At 50.9% G+C, this 20,120-nt stretch carries 17 protein-coding genes; 6 read left to right on the top strand and 11 right to left on the bottom strand.

The window, feature by feature from the left end:
• Nucleotides 1-58: 58 nt before the first annotated feature.
• The 4 genes from ACVXHP_RS18085 to rclA all read right to left on the bottom strand — a co-directional run bounded on the left by ACVXHP_RS18085 (nt 59) and on the right by rclA (nt 4,173).
• The gene (locus ACVXHP_RS18085) at nt 59-826 is read right to left on the bottom strand and encodes a putative bifunctional diguanylate cyclase/phosphodiesterase (RefSeq protein WP_447571965.1); all 768 of its coding nucleotides are present in this window, start codon (nt 824-826) and stop codon (nt 59-61) included.
• A 98-nt stretch (nt 827-924) separates the two neighbouring features.
• Nucleotides 925-1,506, bottom strand: coding sequence for a helix-turn-helix transcriptional regulator (locus tag ACVXHP_RS18080; protein WP_200007498.1), 582 nt, complete (start codon nt 1,504-1,506; stop codon nt 925-927).
• Between the two features lie 21 nt (nt 1,507-1,527).
• Nucleotides 1,528-2,223 (bottom strand): flagellar brake protein, encoded by a 696-nt coding sequence (locus ACVXHP_RS18075; RefSeq protein WP_200007500.1) that lies wholly within the window; start codon nt 2,221-2,223, stop codon nt 1,528-1,530.
• A gap of 624 nt (nt 2,224-2,847) precedes the next feature.
• Complete coding sequence (gene rclA / locus ACVXHP_RS18070; protein WP_447571964.1) at nt 2,848-4,173, bottom strand: reactive chlorine resistance oxidoreductase RclA; 1,326 nt, start codon at nt 4,171-4,173, stop codon at nt 2,848-2,850.
• A 236-nt stretch (nt 4,174-4,409) separates the two neighbouring features.
• Between rclA and rclR the strand changes: the two genes are divergently transcribed.
• Nucleotides 4,410-5,264 (top strand): reactive chlorine-specific transcriptional regulator RclR, encoded by an 855-nt coding sequence (gene rclR / locus ACVXHP_RS18065; RefSeq protein WP_200007504.1) that lies wholly within the window; start codon nt 4,410-4,412, stop codon nt 5,262-5,264.
• Nucleotides 5,265-5,316: 52 nt separating this feature from the next.
• Here the strand turns inward: rclR and ACVXHP_RS18060 are convergent, their stop codons facing one another.
• The 4 genes from ACVXHP_RS18060 to ACVXHP_RS18045 form a co-directional block, all read right to left on the bottom strand.
• Nucleotides 5,317-8,460 carry a CusA/CzcA family heavy metal efflux RND transporter gene (locus ACVXHP_RS18060; RefSeq protein ID WP_447571963.1) on the bottom strand — a complete coding sequence of 1,048 codons (3,144 nt, stop codon included), beginning with the start codon at nt 8,458-8,460 and terminating at the stop codon, nt 5,317-5,319.
• An 11-nt stretch (nt 8,461-8,471) separates the two neighbouring features.
• Entirely contained in the window at nt 8,472-9,764 is a 1,293-nt protein-coding gene (locus tag ACVXHP_RS18055; RefSeq protein ID WP_316128996.1) for an efflux RND transporter periplasmic adaptor subunit, read from the bottom strand.
• Between the two features lie 76 nt (nt 9,765-9,840).
• Nucleotides 9,841-10,188, bottom strand: coding sequence for a cation efflux system protein CusF (gene cusF, locus ACVXHP_RS18050; protein WP_304696852.1), 348 nt, complete (start codon nt 10,186-10,188; stop codon nt 9,841-9,843).
• 31 nt (nt 10,189-10,219) lie between these two features.
• On the bottom strand, nt 10,220-11,602 hold the full coding sequence (locus ACVXHP_RS18045; protein ID WP_447571962.1) for an efflux transporter outer membrane subunit: 1,383 nt from the start codon (nt 11,600-11,602) through the stop codon (nt 10,220-10,222).
• A 195-nt stretch (nt 11,603-11,797) separates the two neighbouring features.
• Here ACVXHP_RS18045 and cusR point away from each other — a divergent pair, with 195 nt between their 5' ends.
• The 5 genes from cusR (at nt 11,798) to uspF (ending at nt 15,732) form a co-directional block, all read left to right on the top strand.
• Nucleotides 11,798-12,481: a copper response regulator transcription factor CusR gene (gene cusR / locus ACVXHP_RS18040; protein WP_447571961.1), complete on the top strand. Its 684-nt coding sequence runs from the start codon at nt 11,798-11,800 to the stop codon at nt 12,479-12,481.
• Nucleotides 12,471-13,922 (top strand): Cu(+)/Ag(+) sensor histidine kinase, encoded by a 1,452-nt coding sequence (locus tag ACVXHP_RS18035; RefSeq protein WP_447571960.1) that lies wholly within the window; start codon nt 12,471-12,473, stop codon nt 13,920-13,922. Before cusR ends, ACVXHP_RS18035 begins: the two co-directional genes overlap by 11 nt.
• A gap of 120 nt (nt 13,923-14,042) precedes the next feature.
• Nucleotides 14,043-14,252: a hypothetical protein gene (locus ACVXHP_RS18030; RefSeq protein ID WP_032939981.1), complete on the top strand. Its 210-nt coding sequence runs from the start codon at nt 14,043-14,045 to the stop codon at nt 14,250-14,252.
• Between the two features lie 83 nt (nt 14,253-14,335).
• Nucleotides 14,336-15,139, top strand: coding sequence for an MBL fold metallo-hydrolase (locus tag ACVXHP_RS18025; RefSeq protein WP_447571959.1), 804 nt, complete (start codon nt 14,336-14,338; stop codon nt 15,137-15,139).
• A 164-nt stretch (nt 15,140-15,303) separates the two neighbouring features.
• On the top strand, nt 15,304-15,732 hold the full coding sequence (uspF, locus tag ACVXHP_RS18020; RefSeq protein WP_200007534.1) for a universal stress protein UspF: 429 nt from the start codon (nt 15,304-15,306) through the stop codon (nt 15,730-15,732).
• 64 nt (nt 15,733-15,796) lie between these two features.
• Here uspF and torD read toward each other — a convergent pair whose 3' ends face one another.
• The 3 genes from torD to torC are packed head-to-tail and all read right to left on the bottom strand — an operon-like array spanning nt 15,797 to nt 20,116.
• Nucleotides 15,797-16,411 carry a molecular chaperone TorD gene (gene torD, locus ACVXHP_RS18015; RefSeq protein ID WP_447571958.1) on the bottom strand — a complete coding sequence of 205 codons (615 nt, stop codon included), beginning with the start codon at nt 16,409-16,411 and terminating at the stop codon, nt 15,797-15,799.
• On the bottom strand, nt 16,408-18,948 hold the full coding sequence (gene torA, locus ACVXHP_RS18010) for a trimethylamine-N-oxide reductase TorA (RefSeq protein ID WP_447571957.1): 2,541 nt from the start codon (nt 18,946-18,948) through the stop codon (nt 16,408-16,410). Before torA ends, torD begins: the two co-directional genes overlap by 4 nt.
• Nucleotides 18,938-20,116: a pentaheme c-type cytochrome TorC gene (gene torC / locus ACVXHP_RS18005; protein WP_200007540.1), complete on the bottom strand. Its 1,179-nt coding sequence runs from the start codon at nt 20,114-20,116 to the stop codon at nt 18,938-18,940. Before torC ends, torA begins: the two co-directional genes overlap by 11 nt.
• Between the last annotated feature and the right edge of the window lie 4 nt (nt 20,117-20,120).

The following is a 20,120-nucleotide window of genomic DNA, read 5'->3' as shown; positions in this document are numbered from 1 at the left end:
GCAGGGGGCTTTTTTTTGCTTTGCAGTTTGCAGGGCCGGGAAATATAAAAAGGAGAGATTAACGATTATACTGCGTCAGGAGTAACGGGATATCTTCTGCCAACACTGGCGGAGAAATGAAAAAGCCCTGAATTTTGTCACAACCAATCTGCATTAAACGGTCCAGTTGGGACTGGGTTTCCACCCCTTCGGCGAGAACTTCAATACCAAAATTGTGTGCCAGTGAAATAATGCCCTCCACAATCTTTGTCGATCGGGTATCGGGTTCAATGCCAGCAACAAATTCCTTATCAATTTTCAGGGTATCAAAAGGATACTTCAGCAGATAATTAAGATTCGCGTGGCCGGTACCAAAATCATCAAGCGCGAGTTTAACCCCGATCTCCTTTAGCTCCAGCATATTGTTAACCGCTATCTGGCTGTCGCGCAGTGGGGACGTTTCCGTAACCTCAATTTGGCATCGATGAGCCGGTAGTCCACAGAGAGTAAGATTACGTCTGACACGTTGGGGTAAGAGAGGGTCACAAAATTCAAGTGCGGAAATATTGATTGATAATACAAGAGGATCGGGCCAGGACGTCGCCACATCCCAGGGGGTGTGGGTAACCATGTCTTCAATTGAAATGATATTGCCGCTGTCTTCCAATAACGTAATAAAAATATCGGGAGAGATCATCCCCATCTGAGGACTGTTCCAACGCATTAATGCTTCAAATCCGCTAATTTGCTGAGTGTGCAAATTAAAAATGGGCTGATAAACCATATAAAACTGACTGGTATTCAATGCCTGTTCAAGCGCGGTGAGCACCTCGTTGGAATTAAACATTCCCTCTACCTCTACAAATCATAAAATTTAAAACCAGTCACATCGCTCCCGAATTATATCTACTATGAGATGTTTTACATCAGAAAAGAATCACCAGACTAGGGTAAAAAAGACATACGATGGGTGAATCTGACAATTAATTTATTTAAATCAGAAGTATTGTTCAGTCCCAACTTGGCGACGACTCGCATTTTATGAGCCTGAATGGTTTTATAGTTAAGGCTCACTAACTCAGAAATTTCTTTAGCGGTATAGCCGCTTACCAGCAAACTCAGGATCTGCTGTTCCCTTTCGGTTAGCCTTTTCTGCGAACGATACAGCCGGGGATTCCATTTCCCGACCGACAACGTCGCCAATTGAGCGAAATCTCGCAGTGAAGATTTCTCAGTCAAAACTATTGCTTTCTCAATATATAATAACTCCACGCATAATTTCGCCACCAAACTGTCAGCTACAATGACTACGACGTTATTATAGAACTTAAATCGATTTTTATTCAGAAACTGTACGACGTCTGAACACGGTTGTTCATTATTAATGATATTAAAAACCATGGTTTGATGCTGGCATAATGATGACTGATGCAACATATCCTCAAACTGGAATGTTTGTACGGGTACATGTTTGCTGGTCAGGTAGGCGAACATACCGTTGCCCACAAAATTATCATTGCCACACATCAACATCCTGTTTACCGCTCCTTATAAGCTTCTGATCTTGTTACTCATTAAAAATTTGATAATAATTTTCTCGACTTCAGCCTCTTCACGACGATTTTTAAAATCGAACTCACATGAGATCTGATGACAGGAGTACAACTGATTATCCTCATCAAACTCATTGATCGTGACGACATCGATCACTTTTAAATCCAGCTGCAAACTGCCGAACGTATCAAACTCCAGCGAGGCATTTTTAATCACCGCATCTTTATAAACAAAACGGGTATTTACATCTTTAACAATTAACGCACAGCCACCCTGAGAGATGTTTTTAATCTTGAAAGAGTAGTTTTCTCCGTTTTTGTAGCGACCAAAACAGAAAAAGTCATAACCCTTCATGAAGGAAAAACGCTGATTTTGTCGCTGCTGAGCAAAGAAAATCATATCCGGGATGAGGTAGGATAATCCTGCCTCGACACCTGCTGGTGGGGTTTGCTCAAATCTGGCACTAAATTTTACAATCCCGCTTTCGCTGTGCAGGATAAAGTATTGGACCTTTTCAGGCGCAATGTCTTCATGGCCGGAGATGACAAAGCGTTCGAAATCGACCTTCTCTAGCTGTGTGATAACGCTACTGTTTTCACATAAGACTTCCAGTTTCGTTTTCTTGTGCAGCTCTTCACGAAGGATAGCGATGATTTCAAACTTGTTGTCCTTTGCTAATCCAAAGCTCATTCTAAAACCCTTATTTCCATATTTAAGATATGTCCCGCTTTTGGTTACCCAAAAACACGAGATCAGCATCCACCCTGGTGCTTAATTACCATAGTGGATTCCATGTACGACAGTTGGTTAAAAATTAAGTTTTTAACTATCTTTAGCCAATTATTGATACGTAAAAACATTTAATCCGGGTTAATTCTAGCTTAAGCCGCACCTAAAACCACGCAAACTTGCGGATTAATTATAACGAAAGTGAATAACAAACTTTTTTAAGTTGCTGTTTTGAGATAAAAAATAGCAAGAATTGCACAGAAAAAAATAGAGAAAAGTGAAGGTGTTGTGAGGGAATAGCTATGCGCAGTTATTCTTATACAGTGAATAATTACATTTTATATATTAAATAAATTTCCCTTAAGTCAGAAAAAAGCCAGCATCCTGCTGGCCCGGTAAATACCGAATCGAACTAGAGTGGCTTGCTACCTTACAGAGGGCACAACGTTAAAAATTCAATACCGTTGCATAACGATTGAGCGGACTGATTCTGCAACGATCATCCCCGCTCCCGCCTGCATTAACGTATCTTTCAACACCTGACAAGTACTGAAATCCGTGGTGTATATCTTCCCTGCGCTTTTATTATTTAACGAGAGAAAAGAGATCGTTTAATGATTCACTCATACTCGGATGGGTAAATATTTGATCGCGTAAGGTTGTATAGGGTAGTCCTGCATCCATAACCGTCTTGATGATATTAATCATCTCATGCGAATCCACACATAATAGCGAAACACCTAATATCTGTTTCGTTTCGCTATCCACCACCGCTTTAAGTACGCCACGTGTGTCATCCATCACCCGCGCACGCGGGATCGCCGCGACCGGCAGCGTGACTACCTGTACAGAAGCACCGCTGGCGCGAGCCTGTTCTTCGGTCATCCCCACACGGGAAAGCGGCGGCGTCATAAAGACAGAATACGGTATATTTTGACGATCGCCGGTGTGACGTAACCCCTCGCCTAACAGGTTGTCACGCACAATACGGAAGTCATCCAGTGAGATATAAGTAAACTGCAATCCCCCGGTTACGTCGCCCATTGCCCAAATATTATCTGCCGAGGTACGCAGATATTTATTCACGATAATGGCGCCACGGTCGTTTACATCCACACCCGCTTTCTGCAACTGCAGATTTTCAGTCGCCGGTTTACGGCCCGATGCCACCAGCAGCGCTTCCACATTCTGAGCGCCCTCCGGCAGTTGCACCTGCACAGCGCCGTTCTGAGACGAAACGGCCTGTACGTTGGCGTTGAGGATAATCTCAACCCCGTTGTCGCGTAAAATCCCGGCGATCGCTTCGGCAATATCCCGATCTTCACGGGCTAAAAACAGCGGAGCAGCTTCATAAATGGTGACTTTGCTGCCAAAGTTAGCAAACATCGATGCAAATTCAACACCAATGTAACCGCCGCCCAAAATCCCCAGACGCTCAGGCCGTTGCGTCAGATCCAACAGCCCGGTGCTGTCAAACACGCCTGGTGTGGTGGTTAACCCTTCCACATCTGGAATCGTTGACTGCGCACCGGTATTAATAAAGATCTTCTCGCCGCTTAGCTCAATCACGCCAGTTGACTGCACGACCCGCACAGTATGGTTATCGACAAATTCAGCACGACCGTCGATCACATCCACATTCTCCAGATCGGCCAGATTATGGAAATTTTTATCGCGCAGGAAACTGACAACGACAGCTTTGCGCTCCATCGCCGCAGCAAAGTCATGCTGGCGTTCAGCGTCGTGTACCAGGGTTTTGGTTGGAATACAGCCGATGTTGATGCATGTCCCGCCATACATGGTGTTCGACTGTTCAACAATCGCCACCCGCCAGCCCGTTTTTGCCAGGGTAGCTGCCAGCGTTTTACCCGCTTTGCCAAATCCAATAATTATCGCCTGATACTGATTCATGCTGTCTCTCCACCTGGTCACTGTTCGTTTGTTGAACTGAAGTATAGGGGTTACCAGGCAAGGGAAAGGTATTCAGAACGCGCTTATTACTGTCAAATCGTCTAATTGACATTTAACCTCCTTTCACAAAACACATGGGAATAATAAATTAACCATTTGAAGGTATTACTTTAATTTAAAATTAGCGAGATAATACCGCCCAAACTAATAGTGGTAAAAACTGCTCAGGAGTCTTCATGGATACGCTAAGTCGATTACTTATGCTTAACGACCCGCAAGGCTCGATCGATCAAAACTGTTTGTTGAGCAGAGACTGGCAACTGCCGCATGCGGCGGGCGAGCTGTCCGTTATTCGCTGGCATACGGTCACTCAGGGAGCAGCCCAACTTGACATGCCTGGCGGGACATCTTTTATCCTGCGGCCTGGGACTGTTGTTATCCTGCCGCAAAACTCCGCCCATCGACTTTGCCAGTCCGGCGATGAGCAAACGCATATCGTATGCGGCAGTTTGCGACTGCACGCCACCTCGCGCTATTTTTTAACCGCGCTACCGGAAGCACTGATTCTGGCGCCCGAAGAAAAGAGTCCCGTCAGCCACTGGCTCAAGGCCGTGATTGCGCTATTGCAACAGGAATCCCTCAGTGGGCTGCCGGGTTCCAGCGCTGTATGCAGCCAACAATGCGCCACCCTATTCGCCTTAGCCGTTCGTGAGTGGTTAACCAGAGCGTCGCCCGCACAAAACGTATTGAATTTACTGCTGCACCCCAAACTGGGAGCCGTGGTGTTTCTGATGCTCGAATCACCGGCCTTTGCGTGGACCGTCGAAGAGCTGGCGAAACGCGTACACATGTCGCGGGCCAGCTTTGCGCAATTATTCCGTGAAGTGTCAAACGCTACACCGCTGGCGGTGTTAACCACTTTGCGCCTGCAAATCGCCGCTCAGCTGTTGTCACGCGGATCGCAACCATTGATTGTGGTGGCTGAATCGGTGGGCTACGCCAGCGAGTCATCGTTTTATAAAGTCTTTCTACGCGAATTCGGCTGTACGCCGGGCGAGTACCGCAAACGCGTGAAAGCGCTGGAAGCATAGCACTACGCCTGCTTCGGTGTTCAAACCGACGGCAGGCGAGCGCTTCAAGGCATTACTTTTTGTCACGATGCCTGTGCAGCCACATCAGCTTATAGGCTGCCGGAATAATGAATAGCGACAACAGCGGCGCAGTAATCATGCCGCCAATCATCGGTGCAGCGATGCGGCTCATCACTTCTGACCCGGCTCCCGTCCCCCACAAGATGGGCAACAGACCGGCGATAATCACCGCCACGGTCATCGCTTTCGGGCGCACGCGCAACACAGCGCCGTGATACAACGCTTCATCCAGTTTATCCGCCGTAAAGGTGTGCGGATTTTCCAGCGCAGGTTCTGCTTCTATGGCGTGGCGCAAATACATCAGCATCACCACGCCAAACTCCGCAGCCACGCCGGCCAGCGCAATAAACCCGGTTCCGGTCGCGACCGACATATGGAATCCCATCCAGTAGAGGAACCAGATGCCCCCTACCAGCGCAAAGGGGACGCTGGTGATAATCAGCAGCGCTTCGCCAAAGCGACGAAAAGCCAGATAAAGCAGGACGAAGATAATCATCAGCGTCATCGGCACCATCAATTTGAGCTTATGGCTTGCGCGTTCGAGCAGTTCGAACTGCCCGGAGAACGCCACGCTGGTCCCCGGCTTTAACTGTACCTTTTCCGCGATCGCTTTTTGCAGATCGTTCACCACCGAAACCATGTCACGATCGCGGGCATCGATATAAATCCAACTGGTGGGTCGCGCATCTTCGGTTTTTAACATCGACGGCCCAGAAACTACCGTGATATCCGCCACATCAGCCAGGGTGATTTGCTGTTTCATCGGTGTCAGAATGGGCAGATTACGCAGCGCTTGCGGGCTATCGCGATAGCTCTGTGCATAGCGAAGGTTTATAGGATAGCGCGCGATCCCTTCTACCGTTTCTCCCACCATCGCGCCCCCCACTGCGGAGGTCACAAACAGCTGTACATCGCCGACGGTCATGCCATAACGAGCCGCTTTCTCACGATTAATATCCACGTTGAGATAGCGCCCCCCAACCAGGCGCTCAGCTAACGCAGAGGCGACGCCCGGCACGGTTCTGGCCACCTCTTCAATTTGTTCCGCCGTGGCATCGATATCAGCCAGAACGTTACCTGACACCTTAATCCCGATGGGGCTTTTTATCCCGGTAGAGAGCATGTCGATGCGGTTACGAATCGGTGGCACCCACAGATTCGCCAGCCCCGGCAAGCGCACGGTTTTGTCCAGCTCGGCGATAATTTTGTCCATCGTCATACCCGGACGCCACTGATCCTGCGGCTTCAGTTGGATCGTCGTTTCCACCATTTCCAGCGGCGCGGAATCTGTTGCTGTTTCTGCTTTGCCGGTTTTACCAAATACGCGCGCCACTTCAGGAACGGTCATGATCAGCTTATCGGTTTTTTGCAGCATGTCCGCCGCCTGCGCCGCCGAGATCCCCGGCAGTGTCGAAGGCATATACAGCAAATCGCCTTCATTAATCTGCGGCAGGAATTCACCACCGACTTTATTCAGCGGGTAGACAACCGTCAGTATTGACAGCACCGCTACCAGGATGGTGGTTTTGGGCCAGTGCAGTACCTTCAACAAGAGCGGATGGTAAATACGGATCAGGAAGCGGTTAAGCGGATTGCTGCTTTCCGCCGGTATTTTCCCGCGGATCCAGAACCCCATCAGGATCGGAATAACCACAATGGCCAGAAACGCCGCCCCCGCCATGGCATAGGTTTTGGTGAACGCCAGCGGACCAAACAGCCGCCCTTCCTGCCCTTCAAGGGTGAAAATAGGGATAAATGACAACGTGATAATCAGCAGGCTGATGAACAATGCCGGACCGACTTCCACCGAGGCGTCGGTAATGACCTTCCAGCGCGTGGCGTTATCCAGCGTTTCACCCGGATGCTGATGCCCCCACTCTTCCAGCCGCTTATGGGCGTTCTCAATCATCACGATTGCCGCATCAACCATCGCCCCAACGGCAATGGCAATTCCCCCGAGCGACATGATATTGGCGTTCAGCCCCTGGAAATGCATCACGATAAACGCGATACACAGCCCCAACGGCAGGGAAATAATCGCCACCAATGCCGAACGCAGATGCCACAGAAACAGTGCGCACACCAGCGCAACGACAATAAACTCCTCCAGTAGCTTGTAGCTCAGGTTATCAATGGCGCGATCGATAAGCTGACTGCGATCGTATGTTGTAACTACCTCAACGCCTTCCGGCAGGCTGCTTTTCAGCGTATCGAGTTTGGCTTTAACGGCGGAGATCACCTCACGCGCATTTTTACCGGAGCGCAGAATAACCACCCCGCCCGCCACTTCGCCTTCGCCATTGAGTTCGGCGATCCCACGGCGCATTTCCGGCCCAATCTGGACGCGTGCCACATCGCGCAGATAAACCGGTACACCGTCGGCCCCGGTTTTCAGGACGATATTATTGAAATCATCAAGCGTTTGCAGATAGCCACTGGCGCGAACCATATATTCGGCTTCAGCCATCTCCACAGACGAGCCGCCCGCTTCCTGATTTGACGTATCCAGTGCAGATTTCACCTCCGCCAGGCTGATGCCATATTGCGTCAGCTTCATCGGGTCAATAACCACCTGGTATTGTTTAACCACGCCGCCTACCGAGGCGACTTCCGCCACGTTAGAAATCGTTTTTAACTCATATTTTAAGAACCAGTCCTGAAGAGAACGTAATTCCGCGAGGTCATGTTTTCCGCTGCGATCTACCAGCGCATATTCAAAGATCCAGCCAACGCCCGTGGCATCCGGCCCCATTTCGGCACTAACACCTGCCGGTAATTTTCCCTGCACCTGGTTGAGATATTCCAGTACGCGCGAGCGCGCCCAGTAAGGATCGGTACCATCCTCGAAAATGACGTACACGTAGGAATCGCCAAACTGCGAGAAGCCGCGCACCGTTTTCGCGCCCGGTACCGACAGCATGGTGGTGGTCAACGGGTAAGTAACCTGATTCTCAACGATTTGCGGTGCCTGTCCGGGGTAGCTGGTTTTGACAATCACCTGAACATCAGAGAGATCGGGCAGCGCATCAACCGGCGTGTTAATGATGGTCCAGGTTCCCCAGATACTGAGAAACAGCGCCCCCATCATTACCAGGAAACGGTTTGCCACTGAACGGCGGATAATCCATTCAATCATTTATCATGTCCTCAATGTGAATGGGTCGCCTGGGCCGGCATCGCGCCTGCGTCTTGCGCACCACTGTTCTGGGCGCGCATACGGTCAAGGGCGCCAGAAATATTCGCCTCGGAGTCAATCAGGAACAGACCGCTGGACACCACTTTTTCACCTTCGGTCAGGCCTGAGCGAATAGCCGTCAGCCCCTGAGATTCATGGAAAACAGCCACCTGCTTCGGCACAAATCGACCTTCATGATCAACAGTGATCACCCGTTGTTCGGTACCCGTATCAATCAACGCTTTAGACGGAATCAACAGCATCGGCTCGCTTTGCGTTTTCAGTTGCAGGTAAGCATTCATTCCAGGCTTGAGCGCTTCGTCGGGGTTATCAACCTGCAAACGAAGCTGGAGTGTACGCGTGGTGGCATCAACGCTTGGCAAAATACTCCACTTACTGATGGTGAATGGCTTATCCGGCCAGGCAGGAACCGTGATGCGAAATTGCGAGGCGTCTTTAATCAGCCAGGCAATAGATTCCGGGACCGACGCGCTGACCCATACCGGATCCATTCCCTGAATTTTCGCCACCACATTGTCTTTGGAAATGTTCATGCCGGTACGCAAATCGAATGCGGTGATCACCCCATCAATGGGGGCTTTCAGGGTAAAGCGGGTCTGAATTTTACGCGTCGACTTTAAACGCTGGATATCCGCTTCCGGCATACCGGCAAGGCGTAATCGCTCCAGAATCCCTTCCACCTGCGTCGCGCTGCCGCCGGTCTCGCGCAGCAGCAAGTATTCGCTCTGGGCCTCAACCCAGTCAGGAATCGTCAGGTCAATGAGCGGAGAACCCTTCTTGATTTTGTCACCCACGGTAAGCGGGTAAACTTTCTCGATAAAGCCTGCGGAGCGTGCCTGGACAATAACAAACTGGTATTCGTTATAGCTCACGTTAGCCGGGAAAGTTTGCGCGTAGTGCAGGGGTCCCCGACGCACGGGTTCCGTTTTTAGCCCCAGATTCTGGGTCTGAGTGGGATCGATACGCACGCCAGGTGCTGACGCGCTCGCAGTCTCTTCATCGGCATATTTCGGGATCAGGTCCATATCCATGAACGGCGATTTGCCCGGCTTGTCAAAACGCGTATTCGGATACATGGGGTCATACCAGAACAGAACTTTTCTGGCTTCTTTTGGCGAAGCTTGCCCGGTTTCGGTCGATACTTTTGCGGATGAATAATAAGTATAAACACCGACAGAGATAATCCCGCCTGCAATCATGCTACCGAGAATAAGCGCGGTATTTTTAATATTTAAAGACGCCATAATGATTTCCATTGCGCGATAGTCTCACCCGCGTTCGCAAGAACCCGGGCAAGAATAAAAGAGACCAGCGAGAACGTTATTTACTGATGTGAATATCGCGTAAAACAGAGATATTTCCCTGCTGAACAAACGTAAACGCGACCTTATCGCCCGGTTTAATATCGTCAGCCCTGGTGTCGGCCACCAGCGTAAAACGCATCGTCATAGCCGGCCAGTTCACCGCCGGAATAGGGTCATGTTTAATTGTGACTTTTTTACTATCCATATCAATAGCTTCAATCACCCCGGTAGCGCTAATACGTTGTTCCTGTTGAGCCGCTGGCTGCATATTCATCATCTCGCCATGTTGATGCTCATTGGCCTGAGCGTTAAACATGACCACAGAGAAAAGGCTAAATAGCACGGCTTTGGCGGTAGTATTCATTTTTGATGCTCCTGAAAGTTAATATTAAGGATTACTCCACCCAACCGCCGCCCAAGGCAGCAAACAGCTTAATTTCATTAACCTGCTGGGAGTAATTAAGATCGAGCAGCGATTGCTGCGTGGCAAATAAAGAACGTTCGGCGTCCAGAACTTCGATATAGCTAACCGCGCCATTCTGATAAAGCGCTCTGGCACGTTGTAGTGTGATTTGCAATGACGCCAGATAACGCTGCTGGCCGCTAATTTGATCGGCAATGCTTTGGCGCAACGCCAGCGCATCCGCCACTTCTTTAAATGCGCCCTGAATTTTTTGTTCGTAATTCACCACCGACTGCTGTTGGCGAATTTCAGCCAGATCGAGCCTGGACTGATTACGTCCGGCGTTAAAAATGGGAATATCTATTTTGGGGACAAAATTCCACATGCCGCTGGCAGCATTAAACAAGCTGGAAAGATCGCTGCTGCTACTGGACACGGAGCTGGTCAGGGTAATCGACGGGAAAAATGCCGCCCGCGCGGCGCCGATGTTGGCATTCGCCGCCATTAATCCGTGCTCAGCTTCCATAATATCCGGACGCTGTAACAGTATTTGCGACGAGAGTGATGGCGGCAGCGTAACCGGTTTAATATCTCCGTGACTGCGCGCCCGATCGTCGGGTAATTTTCCGTAGGTACCCAGCAACAGCTGCAGCGCGTTGTTCGCCTGCGCCAGTTCACCTTTACGCTTCGCGATTTCGCTGCGCGTACTTTCAATCACGCCCCGCGCCTGTTCCAGTGCCAGTACGTTAGTGCTACCGGTTACCAGTTGTTTTTCAACAAAAGCGTAGGAACGCTGATAGTTTTGCAGCGTTTCTTCAGCAATTTGCAGTTGTGCATACGCCAGACGCTGATTGAAATAACTTTGCGACACGTTAGAGATTAATGAGATATGGACCGCCCGACGCGCCTCTTCGCTGGCAAAGAAATTCTGTCGTTCGGCTTCACTCATATTTTTCAGCCGACCAAAAAAATCCAAGTCAAAACTGAGATTCAGCCCGGCCTCGAATTCGCGATCGGTGCTGCTGTCGCCTTTTAATTTACCGCTGTAGGTACCGCTGGAGCCTGCCGTAATTTGCGGATAGCGGTCAGCGTCCGTGACGCCATATTGCGCGCGCGCCTCCTGAACCTTCAGCACTGCCATACGCAAATCTCGGTTATTGACCAGCGCCTCACCAATCAGCGCCTTAACCTGATCGTCAACGAAGAAGGTTCGCCAGCCTGTGTCCTGATAATTCCCAGAGGCTGGCACCAGCGCATTCTGACTTAAGGAGAATTGCTGCGGCACCGGCAAGGCCGGGCGCTGATAGTCCGGCGCTAATGAACAACCGGCGAGAACGAATATTGCGCTGAGGGTAAGAAGCTTAAATTTGCTCATAGTTCTTCGCGTCCTGACCGGACTGATGACCCTAAAATAGGTAGGAATTTATAGGGTTGTACTTTAACGAAGTGACTCTGTTTAACCGGTGACAGGAAAATGACAAAACTGTCATTTTCCTAATAACCGATTGCTATCCGATCCCGCTTCCCTAGAATTGAAAGTCCGCATAAGCAGTGCGAGAAGGAGAATGCGATGAAGATTTTGATAGTCGAAGATGAGAAAAAAACCGGTGAATACCTGACGAAGGGCCTGACGGAAGCGGGTTTTGTCGTGGATTTGGCGGATAACGGCCTGAACGGGTACCACCTGGCGATGACCGGCGATTACGATCTGCTCATACTCGACATCATGCTGCCGGATGTAAACGGCTGGGATATCGTGCGCATGCTGCGTAGCGCCAACAAAGGCATGCCCATTCTTCTCCTCACCGCGCTGGGTACCATTGAACATCGGGTTAAAGGCCTGGAATTAGGCGCTGACGATTACCTGGTCAAACCGTTTGCCTTTGCCGAGCTGTTGGCGCGGGTCAGAACGCTATTACGCCGGGGCGCGGCGGTCATTGTCGAAAGCCAGTTTCAGGTCGCAGATTTAATGGTTGATCTGGTGAGTAGAAAAGTCACCCGCAGCGGGGCGCGTATCACCCTGACCAGTAAAGAGTTTACGCTGCTTGAGTTTTTCCTGCGCCACCAGGGGGAAGTTTTACCCCGCTCGCTGATTGCCTCTCAGGTCTGGGATATGAATTTTGACAGCGATACCAACGCCATCGACGTCGCCGTTAAGCGTCTGCGCGCCAAAATCGATAATGACTTTGAGCCAAAACTGATTCAGACCGTGCGCGGCGTGGGATATATGCTTGAGGTTCCTGATGGCCGGTAAACGATGGCAACGCCCTTTTTCACTGGCGACGCGACTGACCTTTTTTATCAGTCTGGCGACTATCGCTTCATTTTTCGCCTTCGCATGGATAATGATCCACTCAGTGAAAGTGCATTTCGCCGAGCAGGACATCAATGATTTACAAGAGATCAGCGCCACGCTGGAGCGTATTCTTAATCAACCGAACGAACCTGAATCACGCCGACTGGAAACGCTAAAAAACGTGGTGGCGGGTTACTCAAACGTCATTATTTCTCTGGAAGATAGCAATCAGCAGGCTATTTTTCATTCACCTGGTGCCCCGGATCTCCGGCAATTTATTGCCAGCGCAAGGCCGGATAAAAATGCCCGTGCCCGCGATGTCTTTATTATATCCGGCCCCATGCTGCAAACGCCCAAACATACGCACGGGCAGATAACATCATCAAACTGGCGCATGATTCGTTTGCCTGTAGGACAGCTTGCCGATGGAAAACCGGCATATACGCTGTACCTGGCATTATCGATCGATTTTCATCTGCACTATATAAATGACCTGAAAAACAAACTGATTATGACGGCATCGCTGATTAGCATGATGATTGTTTTTATCGTGCTGTTCGCCGTTTATAAAGGCCATGAACCTATCCGTAATGTCAGTCGCCGCATCCAAAATATCACCTCGAAAGATCTCGACGTACGCCTCGACCCGCAAGCCGTGCCTATTGAACTGGAACAACTGGTCAGTTCGTTTAATCACATGATCGAACGCATCGAGGATGTTTTTAAACGTCAGTCGAACTTCTCGGCAGATATTGCCCATGAGATCCGCACCCCAATTACCAATCTGGTCACGCAAACAGAAATTGCGCTGAGCCAGACCCGCAGCCAAAAAGAGCTGGAGGACGTGCTGTATTCCAATCTCGAAGAATTTGGCCGGATGTCAAAGATGGTGAGCGACATGCTGTTTCTGGCGCAAGCAGACAACAATCAACTGATCCCGGAAAAGACCGCGCTCAATCTGGCTGATGAGGTCAGTAAAGTGTTCGACTTTTTCGAAGCCTGGGCAGAAGAGCGTGAGGTTGGTTTACGTTTTGAGGGGCGCGAATGCTGGGTTGTGGGCGACCCGTTAATGTTACGCCGGGCAATGAGTAATCTGCTTTCAAACGCCATGCGCTACACACCAAAAGGTGAGTCAGTGACCGTGCGGGTGAAAGAGGCCGATGAACAGGTGCAGATAGTTGTTGAGAACCCCGGCCCGCCAATTCCTCCGCAACATCTTCCGCGACTCTTTGACCGCTTCTATCGGGTAGATCCTTCCCGGCAACGTAAGGGAGAAGGCAGCGGCATAGGCCTGGCGATCGTGAAATCGATAGTCATTGCCCATCATGGAAAAGTTGCGGTGACATCTGATTCACATGCCACCCGTTTTATTCTGACACTGCCCCGGCATGCAATTTAATCTTTAGTGACGACGGTTAAATCATTTCTGTTCTCTGACTTAACCGTCATATTCCTGTCACGTCGCTGACAGCGTGCGCTAATTATAATTTCTTCCGTAAACCCACACAGGAGAAATATGATGAATAAGATGTCCTCTTTTTTAGCTATCGCGTTTTTTATCTCAGCGGGCGTTAATGCGGCAGAAACGTCATCCCATGCACAATCGTTTTCACAAATGAATGAACATGAAAAAGCGATGGTAGTACATCAGTCGACAAATAATGGTCATTCCTATGCCCATGAGCAACAGGCGGAAAAACACCGTGCGCAAGCAAACTCTGCACAATAACGGATAACGCCAAAGGGCGCTGCGATCACAGCGCTCTCAAAAGCTGTGCGCTACAGTATACCGTTTTAATACTGGAGTCAGGCATGGCTTTAACCCTCACGGTATTGCTTGAAAACCGGCGCGCTGCTGGCGCAGATAAATCATTACGGGCAAAGCCTGGATTAAGCATGTTAATTCAGGATGAAACCACTACCCTACTGTTTGATACCGGGCCGGATGACAGCTTCATACTAAACGCTGCGCAAATGGGGATCGACCTGACGCAATTAACCGCCGTGGTGCTGTCACATGGTCATTACGATCATTGTGGCGGCGTCCCGTGGCTTGCCGATAACAGCCGTATTATTTGCCATCCGCAAATAGCCTGCGAGCGTTACGCGTCGATAACGCTTGCGGGAAAGCCGCGACAAATTAAAAAACTCTCCCGCGATAACGACTACTCTCGTCTGAATATGGAATACACCCGCGAACCGGTGGCGATTAGCGATCGTTTTTTGTGGTCCGGGGAAATTAGCGTGCCCACACCGCAGGCCTACGGTGTTATTCGCGAGAAAACACCACAGCCGGATTACATCAGCGATGAAGGCGTATTGATCTATAAATCTGACCGTGGGCTGGTGATCATTACCGGCTGCGGGCACCGGGGAATAGAAAATATCGTCCGCCATTGCCAGCACATCACCGGCATTCGCAAAATTCACGCCCTCATCGGTGGGTTCCATTTACGCGCCGCCTCCCCCGCTAAGCTGTGGCGGACGCGGCAATTTATTAAGCAGCAGCAACCGGAAAAACTGCTCGGCTGTCATTGTACCGGTTCGTGGGGACGATTGTGGTTACCGGGAACAGAAGCCCCGGCAACGGGGGATGTAATCGTGCTGGCGAACTAAAGGCGGTAAAACGTTACCCACATCTGCAATAGAAAACGGGAACCTTACGTTCTCCGTTTATCATTGACGACAATTATGCACGCAACCTTGATCTGGTCACTTATTATACAGAGACAACGTTGGGTACACTCGGGGTAGAGGTAAACAAACAGGAGGTAGTGAATATGTATCGCTCAATTCTGGTGCCCATTGATATCTCTGAAACCGATTTAACCCGCCATGTTGTGCCGCAGGTTCAGGCCCATGCCAAAACCGCCAAGGTCCATTTTCTGGCCGTTATTCCTACCGTTCCGTTCTATGCCTCGCTGGGGCTGGCCTACTCTAGCGAATTCCCGGACCGCAGTGGTCTGCAGGCCAAGGCCAGCGAAAAGCTCGAAGAGATTGTTAAGCAGTTCAATATTCCTGCTGGCAGGAGTCAAATCCACGTCGTTTACGGCCCGCCGAAGGATCAGATCCTCAAACTGGCGGAAGCAGTTGACGCCGAACTTATTGTCATCGCCTCGCATAAGCCTGGTTTTAGCACCTACCTGCTGGGTTCAACGGCTTCTGCCGTAGTCCGCCATGCGAAATGTCCGGTGCTGGTTGTACGGTGATACTGGCTAACATAATAAAAACGGGAGTAATTTACTCCCGTTTTTTTCCGACGAAGGTCAGCACTCAGTGCTGATTATCCAGCCTGACCAATCCCAACAAAAGCTGGCTCAGCGCACCATAAAACCCAAAATCATCATAACGACAGCATTTAGCGGTGAAGTCCGGTAACCAGCGTAACAACCCCGCCAGCGTTTCTCTGCGCAGCGCGTCAATTTGCTGATGACGCAACCCAGCTTCAGCCAGAGAAAAATGCAGATGGCTCAGCAGTTCGACGAAGATCGCCAGGTGATCGGCTGACTCGCTAAACGTATCGCTGACCTGCATGCCCGCATCAGATAACAGTTGTTTAATGACGCCGTAGTTCGGTCCCTCTTCAAGATGAGCCGACGCATAGGGTAACGCCGCGTGTTTATCCGACATCAGAAACAGACTGCAAAAATCAGCGGCCAGTTCCAGAGTGACGTCTTCACGCATCTTAAGCGCCGCAATTTTTTCCTCCAGCAGGAGGACTTCCGCCTCAAGCGACGGCTCACTTTTTAGCAACGCAAACCACTCAGCCATTTCGCTGGACTGCAACTGCTCCAGGCTTTCGTCATCGCGCTCACGGGAAAACAACTGCGCTAGCCAGGCGTAAACGCAGGCCACCTGCTCGGGCGTCAGGGAAGCGTGTTTCATCATGACCTCACCTGTTCTGCCGGAACATATTCGCACTGCGCCACCATTTTTATCGGGCCGCTGAACGCCGTCACATTCGCCAGCTTGCCGGTATATTTCTCGATTTCCACCAGCGCAGTATGGGCACTGGTGGCTTGTGCCAATTGAGACGTGCCGATATCTATCGTTAACACGTTCGGGTTGCCGTATTTGCACAGCGCCCCGATTTCTCCGCCGTTCTCCGGATCGTACCAGGCGCCTTCATGAATACGCACGACGCCTGGCGAGTAGAGATCGGAGACAACCGCCCCGGCGAGCACTTGTCCACGCGCATTAAATACGCGGACGATATCACCATTGCGAATCCCTCTTGCACTGGCATCCTGCGGGTTGATAAACACCGGCTCTTTGCCACTTACCGCATAATGCTTACGGAGCGCTTCAGATTCACAAAGCTGCGAATGCAGACGGAAGTCCGGGTGGACGGATTGCAGATGCAGCGGCCAACGCTGCGACCCCGGCCCGCCGTGTGAACGTTCGATTTTCTCAAACCACATCGGATGCCCCTGGCAGTCGTCATACTGCATATCGGCAATGGTTTTCGAGAAAATTTCGATCAAACCGCTTGGTGTCCCCAGCGGCTCAAGATCGGGATCTTCGCGGAATGCCTGATGTCGAACAAACATCTGCGGATGCTCGAACTCAACGTACTCCTGCTGATTCCAGAAGACGTCAAATGCCGGAAGATGAACACCGCGCCCTTTTCCCTGCTGGCTTCCTTCCTGCCAGATCCGCTTCAACCACCCCATCTCATCCAACCCTTCTGTGAAGGCCTCTTCACGATTAAAACGGCGGCAAAGATCGCGGAAAATATCGAAATCATTACGCGCTTCAAATTGCGGCTGTACCAGCTGTTTCATGGCGATAATGCCACGGTTGGAGTGGTTGCCATACTGGTCGAGATCGTTACGTTCAAATTGCGTCGTCGCGGGCAATACAATGTCGGCGAAGCGACAGGTCGAAGTCCACTGATTATCAATAGCGATAACGGTTTCCAGCTTCCGCCAACCCTCAATAATGCGGTTGATCTGCTGGTGACGATGGAAAGGATTGGTCCCGGCGAAAACGCACATCTTCAACGGCGGCAGTTTCACCGTTTTACCGTTCCAGTTAATTTGCTTGCCCGGCTCCAGTATCGCATCAATAAAACGTGCGATAGGGATGGTGCTGCTATAGCCCTTATAATCGGTGCTGTCATGTATCGGAGGAACGGTAGTGGAGCCAGAAAAACCACTCAGGATCAGACCCTTACGGCCTGGCGTTCCCGCGCCGTTATAGTGCCAGCCAAAACCAAAGCCCCCGCCGGGTAAACCGATTTGCCCGAGCATTGAAGCCAGCACCACAATCATCCACGCCCATTGCTCCCCATGCTGCATGCGTTGGACGCACCAGCCGGCAATAATTTGCGTTCTACCACCCGCCATCTGCCGTGCCAGTTCACGAATCGTGTCGGCATCAATCCCACATATTTTTTCCGCCCACAGGGCATCTTTAGGCTGTCCGTCACTTTCTCCCAGCAGATAAGGCAGAAACTGTTCAAACCCCACGCAGTAGTTATCGAGAAAATGCCGGTCATAGAGCTTCTCGGTATAGAGCGTGTGCGCCAACGCCAACTGTAGCGGCACATCAGCCTGCGGATTTACGGCAATGTGTTTAACCTTATCACGACCCAGATAGTCATGAGTCGAGGTGACGACCGGGTCAATGCTGATGACAGATATCTCGCCACGCGCCACTTTTTCCTTCAACTGCTCGTAGTATTCGTAGACATCATGATCCGGACACCACCAGTTCGCCTGCTGGTTTTTGATCAGATCGGAGCCCCACAGCACAATGGTTTTGCTGTTCTTCAGCACCAATGGCCAGGAGGTTTGCTGCTCATACACCTCCATTGAACCCACCACCCGCGGCAGGATCACCTGCGCAGCGCCGGTGGAATAGTCCCCTCCGGTGCCCACGCTGTTGCCGTGCAGCGCAATGGCGCGCGCCAGCATGCCAGAAGCATTATGGAACATGCCGGTTGATTGCCAGCCGCTGGCCGTCAGCAGCGCGCTTGGACCATAGGTCTTCTGAATGCGCTCCAGTTCCTGATAGAAGAAATCCAGCGCTTCATCCCAGGAAACGCGCACGAAGCGGTTATCGCCGCGCTGTGTGGTATCGCTTTGGTGCCGTTTACGCAACCAGTCAACGCGCACCATCGGATAACGAATACGCGCACCACCGTGCACATGATCCGGCAGTCCGGCGATCATTTTGGACGGGTACTTATCACGCTCAAACGGCTTCGCCTCGATAAACCGCCCATCAACCACGGTGGCACGGATTGCCCCCCAGTGAGAACCGGTCAAAACTCCCTCTTTAACACCCGTTCCCTGTACCTCGGCGGCACTGGCGCTTCGCGGTGTGAGTAGAGAGGGTCCTAACATACCGGCGACGGTCAAGCCGCCCAATTGCAGCAGGAAACGTCGGCGAGATGCCTGAAAGAGATCGTTATTTTTCATTGCTTTCTCCCGTAGCGCTATGCGGCTTGTCCGTGGTGTCAGAGGCATTCATCTGCAGATATTTCAGCAAGGTACGTTCTTCGCGTTTATCCAGACTGGTAAATCCAATCATGCCGTTCAACGTGCCAATCCAGCCGTTGGCGTCAAAGTGTTCTTTCTCTGGCGCGCCGTGGCACTGGTTACAGGTTCCGTTATAGAGTGAGTCAGCGTAGGCCCAAATCGGCTTGATATCGTTAACCATATCGCCCTTCTGCATCCAGGCGGTGGCTTGCAACTTACTCCACGGCGTATTCGTTTCCGCGACGGTGGTTTGCTCCAGCGTTTTCACATGCTGCTGGATATCACCGCGAATAGAAGCCACAAAAATGCGCTTACCCGGCAGTTGCGCCAACACGCGCTGACGTCCGTTACTTTCGGTCCAGCCCACAATTTCAATTTGCAGCCAGTCGCCGTCACGCTTTAACACTTTTACTTCAGAGGCGGGCAGCAGTGAGCCTGCGGGTTCTTTATCACCTTTCGCGGCATACAGGGGTTTGATGTCGAGGGAGTAGAGCGTATCGCCATCATCATTCGCACCGGCGCGTAGCGCATCAAACTGCTTGCGGAAACCGCTGCTCATGTCGGGAAGTTGGTGCGCAATGCCTTTATGGCAGTCGATACAGGACTGGTTATCCTTCGCCGCAATTTTCATCTGGCGCGCGGCTTCGGGATGCTGTTTAGCGTGATCCATCGCATCATAGTTATGACAGGAACGACAGGTTGCGGAGTTGTTCTCCTTCATTCGGGCCCATTCGCGCTCCGCCAGTTCGGCGCGTTTGGCTTCGAATTTCTCAGGCGTATCAATTGAGTGGGCAACAAAGGTCTGGTAGATATCGTTGCTGGCCTCCAGCTTACGTTTCACCATACCAGGGATATCTGATGGAATGTGGCAATCGTGACACTCTGCGCGCACCCCGGAGGCATTCTGAAAATGCACCGACTGTTTATATTCTTCATAAACCGGCTGCATGCTGTGGCAACTCACGCAAAACTCGGTTGAACTGGTTAATTTAATGCCAACGTGCGGTAAGACGATCAGCGCGATGCCGACCACAATCCCGATAACGACCAGCGCCAACACTGACCAACGTGCGCTCGGTCTGAGCAGCGCCCTCCATAGTTTCCGCATGATA

Source organism: Citrobacter freundii complex sp. 2025EL-00176 (genome assembly GCF_053309355.1).
Note: the sequence above shows the minus strand (reverse complement) of the source record. Positions and strands in the feature narration are given on the sequence as shown.